Genomic DNA, 19,668 nt, shown 5'->3' with positions numbered 1-19,668 from the left:
TTCCGATAGATTTATCTTGCGTAATTATCTTCGGACGATAATACTCGGGGTTGGCAGAGCAAAGCGATACCCTGTGAGCCAATTCGCGTAATGATGACCGCGAAAGGCCGCGATCCCTTCAACTTCATCTGTTTTCTTAGCTGGTCAGGGTCAACATCGACGCCGCGCACAAGGATTTCTAGGCTGCCTGCACCATAGGCCTTTAGGACAGATTTTAGGCGCTTTAGGGGGACCTTTTCTATGAATGGAAATCCCGATGTTCCCTGCGGAATGCGCTCGCCCGTCAGGTACGCAATTCGCGGATCGATCTGCCACAAGCCCTCGCGCGCCGCATAGTGCTGCACGAGTCCAGCGCGCACCACTGCCCCATCTGGATCAATGAGGTAGGTTCCGATGTCGCCAGCCTCTGGCAGGTTCTGCTCTTCATCCGTGAGGACGTCAACTGACTCGCCCTGAATCATCACTGCCTGCTTGCCCGTTCCGAGGCCTGGTGTGTAGAGGCACGCTTCCTTAACTGCCCCATCGACGCTGCTGACGGTGACCAATCCTTCCCAGTCACTGAAATCAAGGCCGGGTGCGCACTTAATGGCCACGTGTGTGTCCCTGTGCGCGGCGATTAGATCCGGTAGCGGTGGCAGCAGATCTTCCGGGCGGGAGATACGACGCCCCGCCTTCCTACGGGCGGGATCGGCGATAATGACGTCCGCCGTGGTGGTCGTAGTGAGTGCATCTGCTTGAAAGAAAACGTTAGAAGCCAAATTGTGCCGGGCCATGGCAAGGCGCGAAGCATCGATATCGGAGCCGAAGTAGTCAAGGCTCGTTCCATAGCCTTCGGTACCGATGGAGCACGTGACATCGTGCACGGTGCGCATTCCCCGCTGCCGCAAGAACTCGGACCTATAGCGCGCAACCGACAGCGGGGTGGCTTGCTGGGCGGAATCGGCATCCATAAGCCAGGTCTCAGGCAGTTTTCCTCCCCGCCGGGCAGTAAGTAGCTCCATGGCGCAGCGCGCATAATCGCCGTAGGCGGCTTTCAGCTTTTCTAGATCCTTCAGCTGCGAAGCCTTGCTCAGATCCAAGTCCAAGCTAGCCAGTTCAGCGTTGTGCTCGCTTAAGAAACGGACTTCATCGAGGTTAAAACTCATATGCGCTCTGTAGGGGTGGTGGCGAAATATTCCGCATACTGCGGGTCATCGCGGGGATCGCCGATGACGGGGCGAAGGTCGGACGAGGAGGCATCATCAAGCACCTCCTGGACGGTGGAGTACTTGCATAACCGTTGCATTTGCGCCCATGTAGGAACTACGAGGCGGACGAGTCCGGCCCGCCAGCCCTCCAAGATCAGCTGCGGCGAAAACCATCCGGCATCATCTGCTTCGTGAGTGTCCCCGTCCGGCTCCTGCCCGCTCGGAAGCAGGCCAACGAAGAAAAAAGTATCAAACCAATGGTTTTTGCTTTGCCCCACCCACCGGGCCCATGGGAGGAGCATATCGGCATCGACGCGCATCCCGTTATTGCTAAGGAACTCGGTGAAGGAGATGGTGTGGCTTTCCAAGAGACGTCTCTCTCGGTGATACCGGCGCGCATTAGAAATCGTGCCGTCATCCCGGATCGCAAACAAGGTACCAGATTCCTCGAAGAGCTCGCGGGCCGCGGCGAAGACGAGGGCGTGGGCCTTGTATTTGGTGACTCCCATCCGCCGAGCCATAGCCACAACGGACTTTCCGGCCCACAAATCACCGGAATCCCACGAACGCGGTGGGAAATCGCGCGGGTCTACCCCACCGCCAGGAAATACGGCATGGCCTGGGTAGTTGCGCATGGTGCTCACGCGTTCTTGCACCCAGACCTCGAGCCCGTCGGGGCCATCGCGAAGCAAGAGCACAGTCGCTGCCATGCGCCCACCGTTAAACCCGGTGGTATCGCTGGCGTCGATCGCATCGAGCCGGTCATGAATCTCGTTGTTCATTAAGATATCCGGCGGGCAAAGTATCGCTGCCCAATGCGATCTACCTGAATGGGCTGGTGGAAGGCCTGGGATAGATTCTCCGAGGTCAGCACGGAGTTAATGAGACCCTTTGCTACCACTTCTCCTTCATCCAGAAGCATCGCGTGGGTAAAGCCGTACGGGATTTCTTCCACATGGTGGGTAATCATGACGATGGCTGGGGCGTCCGGATCCATCGCGAGATCGCCCAAGTATCCCACGAGGTCCTCGCGCCCGCCGAGGTCCATGCCGGCCGAAGGCTCATCGAGGATGAGCAGCTCCGGATTGGACATCAAAGCGCGGGCGAGGATGACGCGCTTCTTCTCGCCTTCCGAAAGCGTCGTCCACGTGCGATCCTTTAAGTGGCTGGCGCCGACCTGGGCCAAGATGTCATCGGCGCGGGAAAAGTCCATGTCTTGGTATTCTTCGCGCCACCGGCCCAAGACCGCGTAACCGGCAGAAATGACGAGGTCATAGACCCGCTCATCCGCGGGAATGCGCGATTGCACGGCGGCGGAGGAAAGACCAATCAGCGCGCGCAGATCACGCATATCGGTCTTGCCAATTTGCTCGCCCATCAAAAAGGCCGTGCCCTTGGAGGGAAATTCCTCCGCGGCCGCCATGCGCACCAGGGAGGTCTTTCCGGCACCGTTCGGCCCGATGATGACCCAGCGTTCATCGAGCTCGACCTGCCAGTCCACGGGCCCTACCAAGTTCTTGCCACCGCGGCGAAGCTCCACGCCACGGAAGTCGATGAGCCAGTCTTGATCAGTTGGGGTTACGTCGTTCACGCCTTCCATTGTGACTGATCTATTCACCGCCCGCAGTAATTGACACAGCTCTGCGGGCTTTAATACAAAGCGCTCGCCAGCTTCGTGCGCGCCTCAAGAACGCGCGGATCATTGCCGGCAAAGAGGCCGAAGAGCTCGAGCAGGCGTTCCCTGAGCTGCGCCTTCTCATCGCCGGCGGTGACTTTCATGGCCTCGATGAGGCGGTCAAAGGCCTTTTCAGGGGCGCCTGCCACCACTTCGGCATCGGCGGCACGCATTTGCTTGCCGATGTCCCCCTTATCCCCATCCGCAGCAGCAATCGGGTCCTCGGTTTGATTGGCCGGGTCCAGCCGCTTGAGAAGCTTCGTTGTGTCCCGCGCCTGCTTAATCTGCGTATTATCCGGTTCCGCTTCCAAGATGGATTCGTAGACCTTGATCGCGCCATCGAAATCGCCGGAGTTCAGGAAGGATTCTGCCTCCTGCAGGCGAGGGTCGTCCTCTTCTTCCTCCTCCGCTGCGGCCGGTGCAGCCTCGAGCCCCTTCAGCTGCGGTCCGACGTTTTCTACCAAGCTATCCAGCCACTGCTTGAGGGCCTCCTTCGGCTGCGCTCCCTCGAAATTGGTCAGCGGTTGGCCTGCGCCAATGGCTACCACGGTGGGCAGGTTCTTCACGCCGAAGGCCTGCGCGACCTGTGGAGTGGCATCCGCATCCACGTAGCCTACGAGGAAGCTTAGGTTTCCCGCCGCAGCTAATTCCTGCAGGTCCTGCTTCAGCTGGTCGGATTGGGTAGAGCGCGAGGTGCCAATGAGGACGACGACCGGCACCTCAGTGGAGCGGCGCACCACCTCGGTCTCGAAATTCGCCTCGGTGACGGTAAAAAATGGCTGGACTCCGTTAGACTGCGGCTGCTCTTGCGCCTGCTGGCGGGCTTCCGCACGGGCCTTGACCTGGCTGAGATCGAGGGCGCCGCCTACATAAGCATTATTCGCAGAAGTCATTAATCCTCCTTAGCTAAACGACGATTCACGGCGTCTACTTTATCTGTCAACTGATTCGTCACGCCTTCGCGGATATCGGCCTTAATAACCAACGAGGTGCGCGGCGATACCGCACGTACCGCTTCGGTGGCCTTCTTAATCGTGCCGAAAACCTCGTCCCACTCGCCTTCTACAAGGGTAAACATGGCGTTGGTTTCATTAGGCAGGCCGGATTCCCGCACCACGCGGACCGCCTCCGCCACGGCATCGGCCATCTCGCCGGAGTCATTATCCACCACTGCGGGTGCTACTGAAAATGCAACAATCATGCCCGTAAGTCTACCTTCGCTCCCAGCAATGCCGGTGCCAATGACGGCGGTCATCGCCCTGCCTGCCGGTATCGCGCGGCCAGGCGACGATGTGGGCAACCCCAGGCGGAATATTTTGGTTACACCCCGGGCAAATATAGAATTTTTGCGCCCGCGCTGAACCGATGTGCCGCATGATATACGGCTCCCCGTGCGTCCAGCTGGGGCCCTCGACCGTCTGCGAACCAAGGAAGGTAGAGCCGTCCTTGGGCAGCGGCCGGAATTCCTGTGGTTTCCGCCTATTTCGCCGTGGCATTAAAACAACCGCAATTCTTTCGACTCGAGCCCGCGCAGCTCTTGGTAATCCAAGACCACGCAGCGGATCCCGCGGTCTTCGGCAAGCGTTCGAGCTTGCGGCTTAATCTCTTGCGCAGCAAAAATGCCAGATACCGGAGCGATTAGTTCATCGCGGTTCAATAGCTCAAGGTAGCGGGTTAATTGCTCTACGCCGTCGATGCCACCGCGCCGCTTGACCTCCACGGCAACATTCCGGTTATCAGCATCTTTAGCCATGATGTCCACTGGGCCAATAGCCGTGGGGTACTCGCGGCGCACAAGGGTGAAATTGGAGCCCAAGGTGTCGATCTTTTCGGCCAAAAGCTCCTGTAGGTGCGCCTCCACGCCGTCCTTTACCAGGCCGGGGTCTTCGCCCATCTCGTAGGAGATATCCTCGTGGATTTCCGCGATAGTGATGCGCAATTGCTCACCTTTTGGGTTTTCCACTAGCCACAAGACCTCGCCGGTGTCATTGCCATCCACGTCCTCGATGACGGATTCACTCACCGTACACGGCGGCGTCATCCAATTGAGGGGCTTATACGCGCGGTCATCGGCATGCACCGATACCGAGCCGTCTGCTTTGACGATGAGCAGGCGGTCCGCCAAGGGCAGGTGGGCGTCGAGCCGTCCCACGTAATCAACTGAACAACGGGCGATTACTAAGCGCATGGCTACTACCCTAGCCTGTTGCTATTGGCGCTTGGACTGCCGGGTGGCTCGCTCCCGCAACTGCTTGTAATCAAAGCGCTGTTGCCGCTTGGACGGCGCAGCCTCAACCCAGGCTTCGAAGGCCATGATCCCTCGGGCATCGGAAGCCAGCTCGTATTCCGCATCCCCGGTGCTAAAGTGCACTACCTCGGTGGCATCAGACATGAAAGAAGCCTCGTCATCATCCAAAGAACGGGAGTTCAAAATGGTGATGTCGAGGCGATTAAACCACAGGTTATAGCGCGGAAATACAGAGCGCAGTTTGAAATATTCAACAACTTCTCCGGTATAGCGCAGCACGCCATGGCGCCAAGAAAAGCTATCCTTCGCCGGCATTGAGCGCAACAACACCGCGGTTCCGCGCGAGCGCAGAGTAAAAAATCGCAGGGCCGCCAGCAGAACTACTAGCAATACCACCAACGCTAAGGCCCACAGGACCACCGAGATAACCGTTGAATTCATGGGCTCCACACGCCATCCTTGGTTAGTGAAAGAACAATTATTTGGATTGTAGCGCCTGATTCCGCCTCCGCGCCAATAAGAAAAGGCAAAGAAAACGTGAAAAGCGCACCGGATACATTCCAGTGCGCTTTTCTGAGAGCAGGAAGGGCGGCTATTGCTGCCCTCTCCTACCAATCCAAGGTTTATTCAGCCTTTGCTGCGCGGCGAAGTGCACGCAATGCAGCCTCACCGCGGGACTTGGTGAGCTCATGAGCCGAAGAGGAATCCTCTTCCGCCTGGGCCTCATCCACCTCATCGGACCAGATGGCCCAATCAGCGAGGACGGTAATCTTGTCCTGGGTAACGGAGAGGAAGCCACCCTGGACGGCGGCAACGCGCCGCGCGCCATCAACTGGGTGGATGGTCACTACGCCATTGTCGATCAACTGACCGATCACAGGCTCGTGACCGGGAAGCACGCCGATCTCACCCTCGGTGGTCTCAGCCGTCACTATGGAGGCCTGACCAGACCACAATGAGCGCTCGACGGAAACCAATTCGGCGGTGATGTCAGCCATGTGCCTCTCCCTACTTCTCGTTCAACTTCTTGTATGCAGCTTCGACGTCGTCCAAGCCACCCAAGCCGTTGAAGGCCTGCTCTGGGTAGTGGTCAAACTCACCGTTGCAGATGCGCTCGAAGGCATCGATGGTGTCCTGCAGCGGCACGTAGGACCCCTCCAGACCAGTGAACTTCTGCGCGACGAAGAAGTTCTGGCCCAGGAAGCGCTCGATACGGCGGGCACGCTGCACGGTCACCTTGTCTTCTTCAGACAGCTCGTCCATACCAAGGATGGCGATGATGTCCTGCAGTTCCTTGTTCTTCTGCAGAATACCGATGACGCGCTGTGCTACCTCGTAGTGCTTCTCGCCCACAATGCCTGGCTCGAGGATACGAGAGGTAGAGGTCAGCGGGTTCACTGCCGGGTAAATACCCTTAGAAGCAATGGCACGGTCCAGCTCGGTCGTCGCATCCAAGTGGGCGAAGGTCGTGGCTGGGGCCGGGTCAGTGTAGTCATCGGCAGGCACGTAAACGGCCTGCAGAGAGGTAATGGAACGACCCTTGGTGGAGGTAATGCGCTCCTGCAACACACCCATCTCATCAGCCAAGGTTGGCTGGTAACCCACGGCGGAAGGCATGCGCCCCAGCAGGGTGGATACCTCGGAGCCGGCCTGGGTGAAACGGAAGATGTTGTCAATGAACAGCAGCACGTCCTGGTTCTGCACATCGCGGAAGTACTCCGCCATGGTCAGGCCGGACAGGGCCACGCGCATACGAACTCCTGGTGGCTCGTCCATCTGGCCGAAGACAAGGGCGGTATCCTGCAGAACGCCCATCTCTTCCATTTCCAGGAAGAGGTCGGTGCCCTCACGGGTGCGCTCGCCGACGCCGGCGAAGACCGACGTACCGGAGAACTCGCGGGCAATACGGGTAATCATTTCCTGAATCAGGACCGTCTTACCCACACCTGCACCACCGAAGAGGCCAATCTTGCCACCCTTAACGTAAGGGGTCAGCAGGTCAATGACCTTAATACCGGTCTCAAGAATCTCGGTCTTGCCCTCGAGCTGGTCGAACGCTGGTGGCTCGCGGTGGATACCCCACTGCTCGCCATCGCGGCCGAGGCCTGGCTCATCGAGGCAGTCACCGAGGGCATTAAAGACGTGGCCCTTGACGACGTCGCCGACCGGAACGGAGATAGGCTCTCCGGAGTCGACTACCTCGGCGCCACGGACGAGGCCATCGGTAGGTGCCATGGACACGGTACGAACGAGGTTGTCACCGAGGTGCTGAGCGACCTCGAGGGTGACGGTCTTTGCCACAGCTTCGAGCTTAATCTCGACGTGGAGTGCGTTGTACAGGGCCGGAAGTGCCTCGCGTGGGAATTCCACGTCCACCACCGGACCGATGACGCGCACGACACGACCGGCGACTGCCGAAGACTGTGCATTCTGCTCTTGCAGAGCTGTAGTCATAATCTAGTCACTTTCTGCGCTGTCAGATAGCGCGCCAGCGCCACCGACGATCTCTGAAATTTCCTGGGTAATCTGCGCCTGACGGGCCTGGTTGGCCACGCGAGACAGGTCATTGACCATCTCGGTTGCGTTGTCAGTAGCAGATTTCATAGCTGTACGGCGTGCAGCGGACTCGGAAGCCGAAGCCTCCAAGAACATAGCAAACAGGATACGCGAGACGTACTGCGGAAGCAGCGCTTCCATCAGGGTATCCGCGTCCGGTTCGAACTCGAAGTCCGCGGAAATGTTTTCCGTCGGCTCCGGATCTTCCAGTGCGGAGTCACCCATCTCGTACTCCTCGCCCTGCACGACAGGCTCAACAGGCAAAAGCTGCTGCGCACGCGCGGTTTGAGTCAGCATGGATTCAAACTCGGTGTAGACGACGTGTACCTGGTCGAAACCGGTAACACCTGCGCCTTCACCTTCCGCATGCAGGCCCTCGCGGCCCTTGGTAGTGCCCTTCGAACCAGCAACGAAGCCATCGATCATGTGGCGACGCACATCGTGGGTGCCCTCCCAGGTTGGATCCTGAGAGAAACCATCCCAGCTGCCTGCTACCTCTTCCTCGCGGAAGTTGTAGTGGCCGATGCCCTTGCTGCCGGTGACGTAGCGAACTACCTCGTAGCCCTTGCTTTCGAGGAGGGCCTTGAGCTGGGCTGCCTTCTTGAAGACGTTGTTGTTGTAGCCACCGCACATGCCTCGGTCAGAGGTGATTACGAGAATCGCGGCGACGTTGCCGTCTTCACGCTCGCGCAACATAGGGTGCTCTAGCGTCGACGCTGCAGCCAACCTGTTCATGACATTGGTCAGCTCAGTCGCGTACGGCTGAGAGGCTTCCACCCGAGCCTGCGCTTTGGTAATGCGCGAGGTAGCAATGAGCTCCTGGGCTTTAGTGATCTTCTTAGTCGAGTTCACGGACCGAATGCGGTCGCGCAATTCGCGAAGATTAGCCATCGTTTCTCCTCCCTTCTTTCATATAGACGGTTAATTACGAGAGCTGAACTCTACTTAGCCGTCTTCCGGGAGACGTTGAGCTCGGTGCTTTTCACGTCATTTTCGTCCAAAGGATCTACAGGCTCTTCGGTACCCAAGTTGTGGCCCTCGGAGGTGCGGAACGTAGGAGCGAACTCCTTGGCTGCGGCCTCGAGTGCTTCCTTGGACTCATCGCTGAGCGCCTTGCCGCCGGCGATCTGCTCAAAGACCTCTGGAGTATTGGCGTTGAGGTACTCGTGCACCTCGGCCTCGAAGCGGCGAACGTCTTCGACGGGAACGACGTCGAAGATGCCTGCCTCGGCGAGGTAGATGGATACCATCTGGTATTCCACCGGCTGCGGCGAGGATTCGGACTGCTTCAGCAGCTCGACCAAGCGAGAGCCGCGCTCCAGCTGTGCCTTGGAGGCAGCGTCCAGGTCGGATGCGAAGGCAGCGAATGCCTGCAGGTCACGGTATGCAGCCAGGTCAAGACGGAGGTTACCGGCAACCTTCTTCATACCCTTGGTCTGTGCCGCACCACCAACACGGGAGACGGACACACCGACGTTAATAGCCGGGCGAACACCCTGGTTGAAGAGGTCGGACTCCAAGAAGACCTGACCGTCAGTAATGGAAATGACGTTGGTCGGAATGAAGGCACTGACGTCATTAGCCTTGGTCTCGATGATGGGCAGTGCGGTCATGGAGCCGGCACCCATGTCATCGGAAAGCTTGGCAGCGCGCTCCAGCAAGCGGGAGTGCAGGTAGAAGACGTCGCCTGGGTAAGCCTCACGTCCCGGCGGGCGGCGCAGCAACAGCGAAATTGCGCGGTATGCCTCAGCCTGCTTGGTCAGGTCATCGTAGATAACCAGGACGTGGTTGCCCTGGTACATCCACTGCTGGCCCAATGCAGCACCGGAGAACGGTGCCAGCCACTTGTAGCCGGCGGAATCAGAAGCTGGGGCCGCCACGATGGTGGTGTAATCCAGCGCGCCGTGCTCCTCAAGGGTGCGGCGCACGCTGGCGATGGTCGAGCCCTTCTGGCCGATGGCGACGTAAATACAACGGACCTGCTTGTCCTTGTCGCCGGACTCCCAGTTAGCCTTCTGGTTCAAAATGGTATCGATGGTAACCGCGGTCTTACCGGTCTTACGGTCACCAATGATCAGCTGACGCTGACCACGGCCGATCGGGGTCATCGCATCGATAGCCTTGATGCCGGTCTGCATTGGCTCTTCAACCGGTTGGCGCTGCAGCACCGAAGGTGCCTGCAACTCGAGGACGCGCTCCTCTTCGCTTTCGATTGGGCCCAAGCCGTCGATGGGCTGGCCCAGTGGGTTAATAACGCGGCCGAGGAAGTCCTCGCCCACGGGGATGGAAAGGACCTCTCCGGTCCTCTTAACCTCGTCGCCCTCCTTGAGGGACTCGTAGTTACCCAGGACCACGACACCAATGGAATTGGTGTCAAGGTTCTGTGCGACGCCAATTACGCCGCCGGGGAACTCGAGCAGCTCATTCGCCATAACGGATGGCAGGCCAGAAACCTGCGCAATACCGTCAGCTGCCGAAATGACCACGCCGACCTCCTCACGGGAGGCCTCCGCGGAGTAGCTCGAGGTGTAGTTCGCAATCGCACTACGGATCTCGTCGGAGGAGATCGTCAGCTCCGCCATGTTCTTCCTGCTCTCGGTAGTATCTTCCAGCACTTACTTAAATCGTTTCTGTCGTTTCGGCTACACCATCTGGGCACGGAAGCGGGCAATCTTGCCTGCCGTCGAGCCGTCAATGATTTCATCGCCGACGCGGATGCGCATGCCACCGAGGAGGCTGGTGTCAACCTCAGAGTGAATGGACATCGCACGACCATAAATTTTGCCCAGCTTCTCAGCGAGTACTGCCTGCTGGCCTTCATTCAATTCACCCGCAGCGACAACGCGCGCGATGGTGCGATCCTGCAGGGCTGCTGCAGTATCGGCCAATCCGGCTACGTCATCAATCGGGTTTTGCTCTGGGCGGCTGATGGCCTGCAGCGCGAGCGCCTCAGTAAACATCGTTACCTTGCCGTAGAGCACGTTTGCCAGCAATCCGCGCTTGCGTGCGGATTCAGCAGTTCGATCGGAAAGCAGCTGGGTAAGCTCGCCCTCGCGGTCCAGAATCTGCGCCAAGCGGAAAAGCTCGTCTTCGACCTGGCCCAATTGGCCCTGCGCCTCGGCGGCGCGCAGCAATGCGCGGCGGCCCAAGGATACAAGCCCGTTGACGAAGTCCTTCGGCGAAGACCATTGGTTCGCCGCAGCTTCCTGCAGGATGCTCAGTGCACCGGCAGAAATCTTGGAGCCAAAGAGATTCTCGGCCAAGGACTTGCGTGCTTCAGCCGGGGCTGCAACGTCGATGAAGGATACGCGCAATTCGCGGTCCCCATCCAAAACGTCGACGACCTCGAAGATATCCAGGCCCGCTTGGACTGCACTAGCGACATTCTTATCGCCAGCGAGGATTTCATCCACACGGGATTGTGAGTTCGCGAGTGCTTCGCGGCTAGCTGCCTTCATAGTTGCCTACTTTCCGGCCGGTGCCACAGAGTCGAGCTCGGACAAAAAGCCATCGATGGTAGAGGACTTCTTGGAAGCGTCAGAAAGCTCGCCGCCCAGAATCTTTTCTGCCAGGTTGATGGAGTTCTGTCCCATTTCGGAACGCAGCTCAGTAACAACCTGCGCACGAGAAGCTTCCAACTGCTTTTCGCCATTGGCGACGATGCGGCGGGATTCCTCTTCCGCTTGGCTCTTCGCGTCAGCCTCGATCTGCTTGCCGCGCTCGCGCGCCTGCTCGCGGATCTCGGCTGCCTCTGCGCGGGCATCAGCCAGCTGAGCATTGTACTTTTCTAGAGCAGCCTTGGCCTCGGCCTGCTGGGCCTCAGCGCGCTTCATGCCGCCCTCAATCCGGTCTTCACGCTCTTCGAGCAACTTGGTGTAACGAGGAAGCACGAACTTCCAGAACAACCAGAGAATTACGATGAAGCACAGCAAAGACCAGAAAATGTCATAGTTCTTGGGCAGAAGAACGGAGAAGCTACCCGAACCTGGGTTCTCCTCGCCCTCTGCTGCAAGCATATAAACGACGTTATTCATAGGTCTCCCGTCTTAAAAGTTTCGGTTTGGAAAACTCGTACTTTTAGAACAGGAAGCCGGCAACCAGGCCGATAAGGGCCAGGGCCTCGGTGAAGGCGATACCAAGGAACATGGTGGTACGCAGCTGGCCGGCCATCTCCGGCTGGCGAGCCATAGCCTCAACGGTCTTGCCGGCGACGATGCCGATACCGATACCTGGGCCGATAGCAGCCAGGCCGTAGCCGATGGTGCCGAAGCCTTCGAACGTCGTAGCAGCATCCTGTGCCAGAATGATTTCGTTCATGGTGAAAGTCGTTCCCTTTCGTAAAAATCTTCAGTCCGAACCGGACCGAATGTCAGTGTTGTGTAATTAGGTGGATTACTCGGTCGCGCTCGTCGACCTCGTCCTTAGTGCGAATCAGCGTGCAAGGACAACTCGATGTACACCGCCGTCAACAAAGCGAAGATGTACGCCTGCAAGAAGATAACCAGAATCTCGAACAGGCTCATAGCCAAGCCCAAGACCACGGTCAGCCCAGACAGGACGGTCCAACCATTTAGCTGCCAGAAGAAGAAGTTCGTAGCAGAGAAGAGAAGAACCAGGATGATGTGTCCAGCAAGGAAGTTCGCCATGAGACGAATTGCAAGGGTAACCGGTCGCAGAATGAACGTAGAGAAGAACTCAATCGGTACCACCAAAAGGTGCAATGCCGGTGGCAAGTTCGGAATCACTACGGAGGAGCGAATGAACTTACCAAAGCCGTAGCGCTTGGCGCCGGCGTAAATCATGACGATGTACGAAACGGCTGCCAACACAATTGGCATACCAATACGACCGTTGGGCGAGACGTTAAGTCCCGGGATAACGGTCGCGACGTTCATAAACAGAACCGCGAAGAAGATGCTAGCGATAATTGGCAGGAATCGCTTTCCCTCCTTCTTACCCAAAATGTCCTCGGCGATGTGGACGCGGACGAAGTCGACCGCGTTCTCGCCCACATTCTGAATGCCAGAAGGAACCAACTTAGGGTTCTTAAAGGCAGCCCAGAAAAGGATCACCACAATTAGCGTCATCAAAATGCGAATCAGCATCAGGCGATCAAGCGCGAACCATCCGTCGGCGAAGTCACCGAAAAACAGATGGTCGGCATCAATTTGCCCCGGGAAGAATTCTTCACCTAGATCGGGCGTATGGAAGTGCCCTTTCATAGCCAATGTTGTAACGCTCAGCGTTCTCTCCCGTGTTCGGGCCACACAGCCAATAGCTGGCTTCTGTGGTGCGATGGACGTCTCAAACTCTCTGCCTTGAACACGGACTCCGTCGCACATCAGCGTGAACAAGACAGGGATTTACCGTGCAGGATAAAAGCGCAACACTTAACCCCGCGGTAACCCGAAGCAAATCGTATCAGCTGGATCAACAGTTTTCGCACGTGGGGGCCCCATAAGCCACACCCGATACCGCCATATCCGCCTTTTGGCAGACAAAACCGCGCTATTCCTGCCTAATTCACAAACGTGCAGTTGATCACACCCCTAAGCCAACACACCTCCTCGGGGGTGGTCACCTTCCATTAATGCCAGCATGCAGGCACAAAAAGGCCGTCGCGCACCACCCCAGTGCGCGACGGCTAAGCCCTAATGTGGGCGCGAGCTAGGACACGTAGGTGACCCGAGAGGTGACCACGGCCCAGACTTCGGAGCCTAAGGTAACGATGAGCGCGACGACGACGGTAAGAAAGAGCGCCCACGTGTCATAGAAATCCATGTCCCGGATAATGGCCAGCACGCCGATAAGCACGATCAGCTTGATAAGCCAGCCGCCCAATACCACCGCGATGGTGGTTGAGGGCGTCGAGTTCGCGGTAAAGAGGACCGACAGCGCGGTAAACAAGACAAAGCCGCCGCCGAGGGCAGCGCCGACGATAACGCCCCAGAGCCCGGCGACACCTTGTGCCCCTCCCCAGACGGCGAGGGAAATGATGGTAAAGATGCCGAGGGCGGTAGCCCCCTTCTTTACGGCGCGCTGCAGCGGCACGCGCGGGTCATCGAAATTAGCATTTTCCGTTGTGTCACTCACGGACATTCACCCTACATCACGCGCTCGCAGAGTCATGCAATACGCAATCATCCGATGACCGGAGGCCAATCTTGCCCTGCCGCAGTGGAATCAAGGTCGTGCCAAAGGCAACCAATAATGCCGTGATGGACAAGCCGACCGCTACCGGGGCCGGCACGATGGAAAAGGACACCGCACCGAAGGCCACCGCGGATACCCAGAGGTACAGCACGAGCACAGTGCGCCGGTGCGTATGCCCCAACGACAACAGGCGGTGGTGGATATGCGCCTTATCCGCAGAAAATGGCGAACGGCCCTGGGATAGGCGGCGAATAACCGCCCAGACAAGGTCTAAGACTGGAATAAACACCGCTGCGATCACCACGAGGATGGGCGACATTAGCGCCACCATGTCCACGGTGCCGTAGAGAGACATATTGATCTTGCCCGAGGCCGAAGTAGAAGCCGCGGCGAGCAAGAGCCCGATAAGCATGGAGCCGGAATCGCCCATAAAGATTCGCGAGGGTTCAAAGTTATGGGGCAAAAAGCCCGCACACATCCCCACCAGAGCGGCGCTGATAATAGCGGGTGGATAGGCCGATACCGCCCCGCCCTGGTCATGCAGGACGGTGAGCGAAAAGACTAAGATGGCGCCACCGGCGATGAGGCCAAGTCCTGCTGCGAGGCCATCGAGGCCGTCGACGAAGTTGATGGCATTGATAAGGAGCACGGTGAAAAACGCGGTAAGCAACGTGCTTTGAATCTGGTCGAGCACTACCGTGGTGCCGCCGCCGAAGGGGATGAAAAGCAGCGTCCACGTCAGGCCCAGGCCACTCATGAGCGCGGCGGCAAAGAGCTGCCCGAAAAGCTTGATGAGGGCGCCGAGTTCCAAGTAGTCATCGGCAACCCCGACAAGCACGATGGCCAGCGCCGCCCACATCACCGCGCTCATCTCCGGGGTGACGGGCATAAACCCGCGAGTCAAGGCTGGAAGCTGGGCTGCGAGGAATATCGCCGCGCCAAAACCGGTAAACATGGCGAGCCCGCCCATGCGGGGCGTGGGCTGGGAGTGGGAATCACGCAGGCGAATTTCTGCCACCCGGCCCGTGCGGACCAAAAAGGATCGCACCACTCCGGTGGTCAGGTAGGTAAATGTCGCTGCTACGAGGATGACCAAGGCCAACTCGCGCAGCGGTACGCCAGTGCCGCTCACGCGAAATGCTCCTTCTATCCTTGGGGCCGGGTCCGCAGGGAATCAGCGGAGACGCCGAGGACCTCACCGATTTCCTCCGCGGATAATGCACCCTCGCGCAGTAGGTATGGATGATCACCGGAGAGATCGATAATGGTCGAGGGCTTGCCGATGTCCGTTTCTCCCCCATCCAAGTACACGGTGACGGCCTTGCCCAATTGGTCCTTGGCCATTTGCACGGTCGTCGGCGGTTGGTGTCCGGAGATATTGGCAGATGAAACCGCCATCGGTCCTACCTCGCGCAAGAGCTCGATGGCAATCGGGTGAAGGGGCATCCGCAGCATGACGGTGCCGCGGGTATCGCCTAAATTCCATGGCAAGGAGGGCGCCTGCGGCACGACGATGGATAGCCCGCCTGGCCAAAAGGCCTCGACGAGGTCGCGGGTGGAATCGGAGTACGAGGCGACGAGTCCGCGCACGGTATTCCACGAGCCAACGAGCACGGGAACCGGCATATCCGGCCCGCGCTGCTTGGTGGCGAGCAGGTTGGCTACCGCGTCATTATCGAAGGCATCGCAGCCCAAACCGTACAGCGTATCGGTGGGCATGACCACGAGCCGCCCAGACTTGGCGGCCTTGGTGGCGATGCTCACGCCTTCCTCACGCTCGGTGTCATCGGCGCAATTATAAATTTTTCCTTGCATCAATTATCCCCTTCTTGCCCGACGGTGATGCCTTAGTCTACCGCGCGCTGTGCAGTAATAAAGCGCGGCGTGCCTGTTAAGTCCTTAAGCGGAGCGATATGGGAAAAGCCGCCGTGGCCACGCACCGCATCGCGCACGGCATCGCCAGTCGTATCGTCGTGTTCAATCGCCATGACCCCGCCCGGGCGCAAAAGCCTGGCGATGGTGGGAATCAACCCGCGGATTACTCCCATGCCGTCATCGCCACCGAAGACGGCCACGTGCGGATCGTGATACACCTCCAGTTGCAGGTTCGGATCTTCCGGTACATAAGGCGGGTTGGTCACTACGAGATCGACCGTGCCATTCCAGTCCGCCAGAGTCTGACTGTCGGTGGCGTCCGCCTGCACCACCTCTACCCCGGTGCCGAGAGTATTGGCGCGGGTGAACTCGAGGGCGGCATCGGAAAGCTCTACTGCCTTAACCTCCGCCTGCGGTACGTAATGCTGCAGGTAGAGCGCCAGCGCGCCCGAACCCGAGCACAAATCCACCATGCGCGGGCCTGGTGCGTGGTGGACCGCCCAGTCCGCCATCACCTCCGTTTCCGGGCGCGGAATGAACACGCCTGGGCCCACCTTTAGGTCTAGGGGCCCAAACCACGCCGTACCCAGCACGTATTGCAGCGGCTCGCGCTGTTCCCGCCTGCGCAAAAGCGCCTCAAAAGCCACCTCGAAGCCGGGCATGGGTGGCTCGTGCAGCGGGATATCCAAATGCCCGCAGTGAATGAGGTGGGAGATGAGGATCCGCGTATCCCACTCGGGACTTCCTACTCCAGCAACGCGAAGGCGCTGCACCCCATGGCGCAGCGCCTCACCGTACGATTCCATCGACCGCGATTACCCCTCGGCCTCAAGGCGCTCGGCGCGCTCCTGGTCCTGCAGGGCCTTGATGAGATCCTGCATATCGCCGTTTAGCACGGAATCCAGGTTATTGGCCTTGTAGCCAATGCGGTGATCCGTGATGCGGTTTTCGGGCCAGTTATAAGTGCGCACGCGCTCGGAGCGATCCATGGTGCGCACCTGGGAGGCGCGCTGCTCGCCAGCCTCGGCCTCGCGGGCCTCGCGCTCCATCTGGTCCAGGCGAGCCTGCAGCACCTGCAGGGCGCGGGCCTTGTTCTGGATCTGCGAACGTTCCTTCTGGCAGGTAACAATCAACCCCGTGGGCAGGTGGGTAATGCGCACCGCGGAGTCGGTGGTGTTCACGCCCTGACCACCCTTACCGGAGGAGCGGTACACATCGACGCGGATATCCTTGTCATCGATATTGACCGATTCCACCTCTTCGGGCTCCGGGTACACCAGCACGCCAGCAGCGGAGGTCTGGATGCGGCCCTGCGATTCCGTGACCGGCACGCGCTGCACGCGGTGCACGCCGCCCTCGAATTTGAAGACGGACCACGCGCCATCGCGCGTCGGAGACTTAGCGCGGAAGGAAATGGTCATGTCCTTTACGCCGCCCAAATCGGACTCGTTAAGGCCCAAGACCTCCCACTTAAAGTCGATCTTATCGGCAAAACGCTCGTACATGCGGGCCAAGTCGCCGGCAAAGAGCGCGGCCTCTTCGCCGCCGGCGCCGGCCTTGATCTCCATGATGATATCTTCCGAGTCCTGCTCATCGCGCGGGGCGAGCAGGTCAGCCAGCTTTTCTTCCAGCTCTTCCACCGACGCTGCTAGGCGGTCCGCTTCTTCCTGGAAGTCGTGGTCTTCATAAGCCATCTCCTTGGCGTCCGCGAGATCCTCGCGCGCCTGGGTCAGCTCCTCGTTGACCTTGATGATGGGGCGCAGCTCCGCGTACCGCTTGGATAGCTTGCGAAAAGCCTGCTGATCGCCGGCGATTTCTGGGTCGCCCATCTGCATTTCAATGCCCTGGTATTCCGACACAATGTCATCAACCATGGAAACTTGATTAGACATAGTCTTCCTCGTCCTTATCCGCAGCCATCGGTGCAGAAGAAGCCACCTGCATGAGGAACTCGCCATTCGAGCGGGTCTTCTTAAGCTGCTTGATCAACAGGTCAATTGCCTGGTGGGAATCCAGGGCCGACAGGATGCGGCGCAGTTTGGTCATAATGCGCGCCTCTTCAGGCACCAGCAGGAGCTCGTCCTTGCGGGTTCCGGAGGGGTTGACATCCACAGCTGGGAATACGCGGCGTTCCGAGATCCCGCGGTCCAGCTTCAATTCCGCGTTGCCCGTGCCTTTGAATTCCTCGAAGATGACGGTATCGCCGGTCGAACCGGTCTCCACCATCGCGGTGGCGATGATGGTGAGCGAACCGCCCTCTTCGATATTGCGGGCAGCGCCCAAGAAGCGCTTTGGCGGGTAGAGCGCATTGGAATCCACACCACCGGACAGGATGCGGCCCGATGCCGGGGAGGAGTTGTTGTACGCACGGCCCAAGCGGGTGATGGAATCCAGCAGCACCACAACATCCTTGCCCTGCTCCACCAGACGCTTTGCGCGTTCGATGGCCAGCTCGGAAACGGAGGTGTGCTCTGATGGCGGGCGGTCAAAGGTCGAAGAAATGACCTCACCCTTCACGGAGCGCTGCATGTCCGTGACCTCTTCAGGGCGCTCATCCACCAGCACCACCATGAGGTAGCACTCAGGGTTATTGGTGGCAATCGCATTCGCGATATTTTGCAAAATCGTGGTCTTACCGGCCTTTGGCGGCGAGACGATGAGCGCGCGCTGGCCCTTACCAATCGGCATGATCAGGTCGATGACGCGGGTGGTGAGGATCTTTGGATCCGTTTCCAAGCGCAGGCGCTGGTTGGGATACAGCGGCGTGAGCTTATTAAAGTGCGGGCGCTGCTTGGCCTCTTCTGGATCGATCCCATTGACGGTATCGACCTGCACCAACTGGTTGTACTTGCGGCGGTTGCGGCCATTGCCGTGGGTGTGGGTAGGTCCAGCCACCTTCACCTGACCAGTAATGGCATCGCCAGAGCGCAGGCCCAGCCGGCGCACGATGTTTTTATTAACAAAGACGTCCGCATCGCCCGCGCGGTACCCGGTGGTGCGCAGGAAGGAGACGTTATTGTCTACAACATCCAAGATGCCGCCGACTGCCTGCAGCTCATCGCCCTCGCGCACCTGCAGGTCATTGCCGCCGCCGTGGTTATCATTATTACCCCGGCCACCCCGGCGATTCCGGCGGTTGCGACGGCCACGGCGGTTACCGCGGTCAAAATTATTATCGTCATTGCGATTATTGCGGTGATTATTATCGCCGTTCTTCTCGCCCTGCTTGTCTCCCTGATTATCGGAGCCATCCTGGGAGTCATCGCGGCGATCCTGGTGGCGATTCTGGTTCTGGTTGTGCGCGTCGCCCCGGTTGTTGTCACTCCGGTTATTCTCGCCCCGGTTATTATCGTCCTGCTCTAGACGCTCCTGGCGGCGGGCGCGGTTGCGGCGGGCACGGCGGGCCTGCGACCGCGATTCATAGCGCTGGTCGTCGCTGTTGTCCTTGCGGTCTTTGCCGCGATTGTCCTGTTGGTCGCCGGACTTGCCGTTATCGCTCTCGCCGCGATCGTCCTTCTTAGACGGCTTATCTTTCTGCTTGGCAGGCGCCGCATCCTTAGCGGATTTCTCGGCCTTTTCTGCCTGCTCTATTTTTGCCTTCGCCTTTGGGGGAACCTGACCGGTCTTAATGGCGGTGATGAGATCCCCTTTGCGCAGGGCAGAGACGCCGCGAAGGCCGCGCTCAGCGGCCATTTTGCGCAATTCCGGCAGCTTCAGGGATGCGAGATCCTGTGCCGCGGTGTTGTCCGTATCGCTCACGGATATCCTTTCGTTGCTTGACCAGGTCCATAGTTGGGATCCGCCCTCCCCCTCTTCAGGGAAGCTTGGGCGGGTGCACTGGAAGCCGATGTGTATTTTTCTTATCTTTTCGCCCTCGTGCCAAGGCGCTAGCGCACCCTGCCGGGCAATAAGCATGAGGCCTCTTCCGGTTACCGTATGGGAATTCCCCCTTGTAGCTCGTACGCGGGGGCGGA

Annotated in this window: 22 protein-coding genes; all 22 read right to left on the bottom strand. The window is 58.9% G+C overall.

Translation table 11 applies throughout. The annotated features are described in order from the left end of the window. Positions 1-11 precede the first annotated feature (11 nt). Positions 12-1,145 carry a THUMP-like domain-containing protein gene (locus ACP8IT_RS05270; protein ID WP_284642005.1) on the bottom strand — a complete coding sequence of 378 codons (1,134 nt, stop codon included), beginning with the start codon at positions 1,143-1,145 and terminating at the stop codon, positions 12-14. Beyond that, on the bottom strand, positions 1,142-1,969 hold the full coding sequence (locus tag ACP8IT_RS05265) for an NUDIX hydrolase (protein ID WP_237799706.1): 828 nt from the start codon (positions 1,967-1,969) through the stop codon (positions 1,142-1,144). The genes ACP8IT_RS05270 and ACP8IT_RS05265 overlap by 4 nt, the downstream gene beginning before the upstream one ends. Beyond that, positions 1,969-2,787, bottom strand: coding sequence for an ABC transporter ATP-binding protein (locus ACP8IT_RS05260; protein WP_005280209.1), 819 nt, complete (start codon positions 2,785-2,787; stop codon positions 1,969-1,971). The genes ACP8IT_RS05265 and ACP8IT_RS05260 overlap by 1 nt, the downstream gene beginning before the upstream one ends. 50 nt (positions 2,788-2,837) lie before the next feature. Continuing rightward, a complete protein-coding gene (locus tag ACP8IT_RS05255) occupies positions 2,838-3,755 on the bottom strand; it encodes a tetratricopeptide repeat protein (RefSeq protein ID WP_005282433.1) in 918 nt (305 codons plus the stop codon). Beyond that, the gene (locus ACP8IT_RS05250) at positions 3,755-4,063 is read right to left on the bottom strand and encodes a thiamine-binding protein (protein WP_034653892.1); all 309 of its coding nucleotides are present in this window, start codon (positions 4,061-4,063) and stop codon (positions 3,755-3,757) included. Before ACP8IT_RS05250 ends, ACP8IT_RS05255 begins: the two co-directional genes overlap by 1 nt. A gap of 10 nt (positions 4,064-4,073) precedes the next feature. Next, the gene (locus ACP8IT_RS05245; protein ID WP_081445490.1) at positions 4,074-4,358 is read right to left on the bottom strand and encodes an Rv1322 family protein; all 285 of its coding nucleotides are present in this window, start codon (positions 4,356-4,358) and stop codon (positions 4,074-4,076) included. Beyond that, on the bottom strand, positions 4,358-5,050 hold the full coding sequence (gene nucS / locus ACP8IT_RS05240) for an endonuclease NucS (RefSeq protein ID WP_005280206.1): 693 nt from the start codon (positions 5,048-5,050) through the stop codon (positions 4,358-4,360). The genes ACP8IT_RS05245 and nucS overlap by 1 nt, the downstream gene beginning before the upstream one ends. Before the next feature lie 21 nt (positions 5,051-5,071). Then, positions 5,072-5,551, bottom strand: a complete 480-nt coding sequence (locus tag ACP8IT_RS05235; RefSeq protein ID WP_005280203.1) for a DUF2550 domain-containing protein — start codon at positions 5,549-5,551, stop codon at positions 5,072-5,074. Positions 5,552-5,733: 182 nt separating this feature from the next. Beyond that, positions 5,734-6,108 carry a F0F1 ATP synthase subunit epsilon gene (locus ACP8IT_RS05230; RefSeq protein WP_005280202.1) on the bottom strand — a complete coding sequence of 125 codons (375 nt, stop codon included), beginning with the start codon at positions 6,106-6,108 and terminating at the stop codon, positions 5,734-5,736. 10 nt (positions 6,109-6,118) lie between these two features. Then, the gene (gene atpD / locus ACP8IT_RS05225; RefSeq protein ID WP_005280201.1) at positions 6,119-7,564 is read right to left on the bottom strand and encodes a F0F1 ATP synthase subunit beta; all 1,446 of its coding nucleotides are present in this window, start codon (positions 7,562-7,564) and stop codon (positions 6,119-6,121) included. A 3-nt stretch (positions 7,565-7,567) separates the two neighbouring features. Beyond that, on the bottom strand, positions 7,568-8,557 hold the full coding sequence (locus ACP8IT_RS05220; RefSeq protein ID WP_005280200.1) for a F0F1 ATP synthase subunit gamma: 990 nt from the start codon (positions 8,555-8,557) through the stop codon (positions 7,568-7,570). A 50-nt stretch (positions 8,558-8,607) separates the two neighbouring features. Then, positions 8,608-10,248 (bottom strand): F0F1 ATP synthase subunit alpha, encoded by a 1,641-nt coding sequence (gene atpA, locus ACP8IT_RS05215; RefSeq protein WP_023017789.1) that lies wholly within the window; start codon positions 10,246-10,248, stop codon positions 8,608-8,610. 60 nt (positions 10,249-10,308) lie between these two features. Further along, positions 10,309-11,124, bottom strand: coding sequence for a F0F1 ATP synthase subunit delta (locus tag ACP8IT_RS05210; RefSeq protein ID WP_005280198.1), 816 nt, complete (start codon positions 11,122-11,124; stop codon positions 10,309-10,311). Positions 11,125-11,130: 6 nt separating this feature from the next. After that, the gene (locus ACP8IT_RS05205; RefSeq protein ID WP_005280197.1) at positions 11,131-11,700 is read right to left on the bottom strand and encodes a F0F1 ATP synthase subunit B; all 570 of its coding nucleotides are present in this window, start codon (positions 11,698-11,700) and stop codon (positions 11,131-11,133) included. 43 nt (positions 11,701-11,743) lie between these two features. Next, complete coding sequence (locus ACP8IT_RS05200) at positions 11,744-11,983, bottom strand: ATP synthase F0 subunit C (protein ID WP_005280196.1); 240 nt, start codon at positions 11,981-11,983, stop codon at positions 11,744-11,746. Positions 11,984-12,087: 104 nt separating this feature from the next. After that, entirely contained in the window at positions 12,088-12,888 is an 801-nt protein-coding gene (atpB, locus tag ACP8IT_RS05195; protein ID WP_005280195.1) for a F0F1 ATP synthase subunit A, read from the bottom strand. Between the two features lie 445 nt (positions 12,889-13,333). Then, a complete protein-coding gene (locus ACP8IT_RS05190; RefSeq protein WP_005280194.1) occupies positions 13,334-13,765 on the bottom strand; it encodes a Cg1360 family ATP-synthase-associated protein in 432 nt (143 codons plus the stop codon). 10 nt (positions 13,766-13,775) lie between these two features. Further along, a complete protein-coding gene (locus ACP8IT_RS05185; protein WP_023017787.1) occupies positions 13,776-14,951 on the bottom strand; it encodes an MraY family glycosyltransferase in 1,176 nt (391 codons plus the stop codon). A 14-nt stretch (positions 14,952-14,965) separates the two neighbouring features. Continuing rightward, positions 14,966-15,634 (bottom strand): L-threonylcarbamoyladenylate synthase, encoded by a 669-nt coding sequence (locus ACP8IT_RS05180; protein ID WP_490290532.1) that lies wholly within the window; start codon positions 15,632-15,634, stop codon positions 14,966-14,968. A gap of 32 nt (positions 15,635-15,666) precedes the next feature. Continuing rightward, positions 15,667-16,500: a peptide chain release factor N(5)-glutamine methyltransferase gene (prmC, locus tag ACP8IT_RS05175; RefSeq protein WP_237799705.1), complete on the bottom strand. Its 834-nt coding sequence runs from the start codon at positions 16,498-16,500 to the stop codon at positions 15,667-15,669. Between the two features lie 9 nt (positions 16,501-16,509). Then, entirely contained in the window at positions 16,510-17,586 is a 1,077-nt protein-coding gene (gene prfA, locus ACP8IT_RS05170) for a peptide chain release factor 1 (RefSeq protein WP_005282411.1), read from the bottom strand. Then, on the bottom strand, positions 17,579-19,453 hold the full coding sequence (gene rho / locus ACP8IT_RS05165; protein WP_490290531.1) for a transcription termination factor Rho: 1,875 nt from the start codon (positions 19,451-19,453) through the stop codon (positions 17,579-17,581). The genes prfA and rho overlap by 8 nt, the downstream gene beginning before the upstream one ends. Between the last annotated feature and the right edge of the window lie 215 nt (positions 19,454-19,668).

Source organism: Corynebacterium sp. LaCa_23 (assembly GCF_058182375.1).
The sequence above is the reverse complement of the archived record's forward strand: the minus strand, read 5'-3'. Positions and strand labels throughout refer to the sequence as shown.

Bases quoted from the DNA above. Each gene is read 5' to 3' on its own strand.
- ACP8IT_RS05270 (WP_284642005.1), bottom strand. From the start codon at position 1,145: ATGAGTTTTAACCTCGATGAAGTCCGTTTCTTAAGCGAGCACAACGCT.
- ACP8IT_RS05265 (WP_237799706.1), bottom strand. From the start codon at position 1,969: ATGAACAACGAGATTCATGACCGGCTCGATGCGATCGACGCCAGCGAT.
- ACP8IT_RS05260 (WP_005280209.1), bottom strand. From the start codon at position 2,787: ATGGAAGGCGTGAACGACGTAACCCCAACTGATCAAGACTGGCTCATC.
- ACP8IT_RS05255 (WP_005282433.1), bottom strand. From the start codon at position 3,755: ATGACTTCTGCGAATAATGCTTATGTAGGCGGCGCCCTCGATCTCAGC.
- ACP8IT_RS05250 (WP_034653892.1), bottom strand. From the start codon at position 4,063: ATGATTGTTGCATTTTCAGTAGCACCCGCAGTGGTGGATAATGACTCC.
- ACP8IT_RS05245 (WP_081445490.1), bottom strand. From the start codon at position 4,358: ATGCCACGGCGAAATAGGCGGAAACCACAGGAATTCCGGCCGCTGCCC.
- nucS (WP_005280206.1), bottom strand. From the start codon at position 5,050: ATGCGCTTAGTAATCGCCCGTTGTTCAGTTGATTACGTGGGACGGCTC.
- ACP8IT_RS05235 (WP_005280203.1), bottom strand. From the start codon at position 5,551: ATGAATTCAACGGTTATCTCGGTGGTCCTGTGGGCCTTAGCGTTGGTG.
- ACP8IT_RS05230 (WP_005280202.1), bottom strand. From the start codon at position 6,108: ATGGCTGACATCACCGCCGAATTGGTTTCCGTCGAGCGCTCATTGTGG.
- atpD (WP_005280201.1), bottom strand. From the start codon at position 7,564: ATGACTACAGCTCTGCAAGAGCAGAATGCACAGTCTTCGGCAGTCGCC.
- ACP8IT_RS05220 (WP_005280200.1), bottom strand. From the start codon at position 8,557: ATGGCTAATCTTCGCGAATTGCGCGACCGCATTCGGTCCGTGAACTCG.
- atpA (WP_023017789.1), bottom strand. From the start codon at position 10,248: ATGGCGGAGCTGACGATCTCCTCCGACGAGATCCGTAGTGCGATTGCG.
- ACP8IT_RS05210 (WP_005280198.1), bottom strand. From the start codon at position 11,124: ATGAAGGCAGCTAGCCGCGAAGCACTCGCGAACTCACAATCCCGTGTG.
- ACP8IT_RS05205 (WP_005280197.1), bottom strand. From the start codon at position 11,700: ATGAATAACGTCGTTTATATGCTTGCAGCAGAGGGCGAGGAGAACCCA.
- ACP8IT_RS05200 (WP_005280196.1), bottom strand. From the start codon at position 11,983: ATGAACGAAATCATTCTGGCACAGGATGCTGCTACGACGTTCGAAGGC.
- atpB (WP_005280195.1), bottom strand. From the start codon at position 12,888: ATGAAAGGGCACTTCCATACGCCCGATCTAGGTGAAGAATTCTTCCCG.
- ACP8IT_RS05190 (WP_005280194.1), bottom strand. From the start codon at position 13,765: ATGTCCGTGAGTGACACAACGGAAAATGCTAATTTCGATGACCCGCGC.
- ACP8IT_RS05180 (WP_490290532.1), bottom strand. From the start codon at position 15,634: ATGCAAGGAAAAATTTATAATTGCGCCGATGACACCGAGCGTGAGGAA.
- prmC (WP_237799705.1), bottom strand. From the start codon at position 16,500: ATGGAATCGTACGGTGAGGCGCTGCGCCATGGGGTGCAGCGCCTTCGC.
- prfA (WP_005282411.1), bottom strand. From the start codon at position 17,586: ATGTCTAATCAAGTTTCCATGGTTGATGACATTGTGTCGGAATACCAG.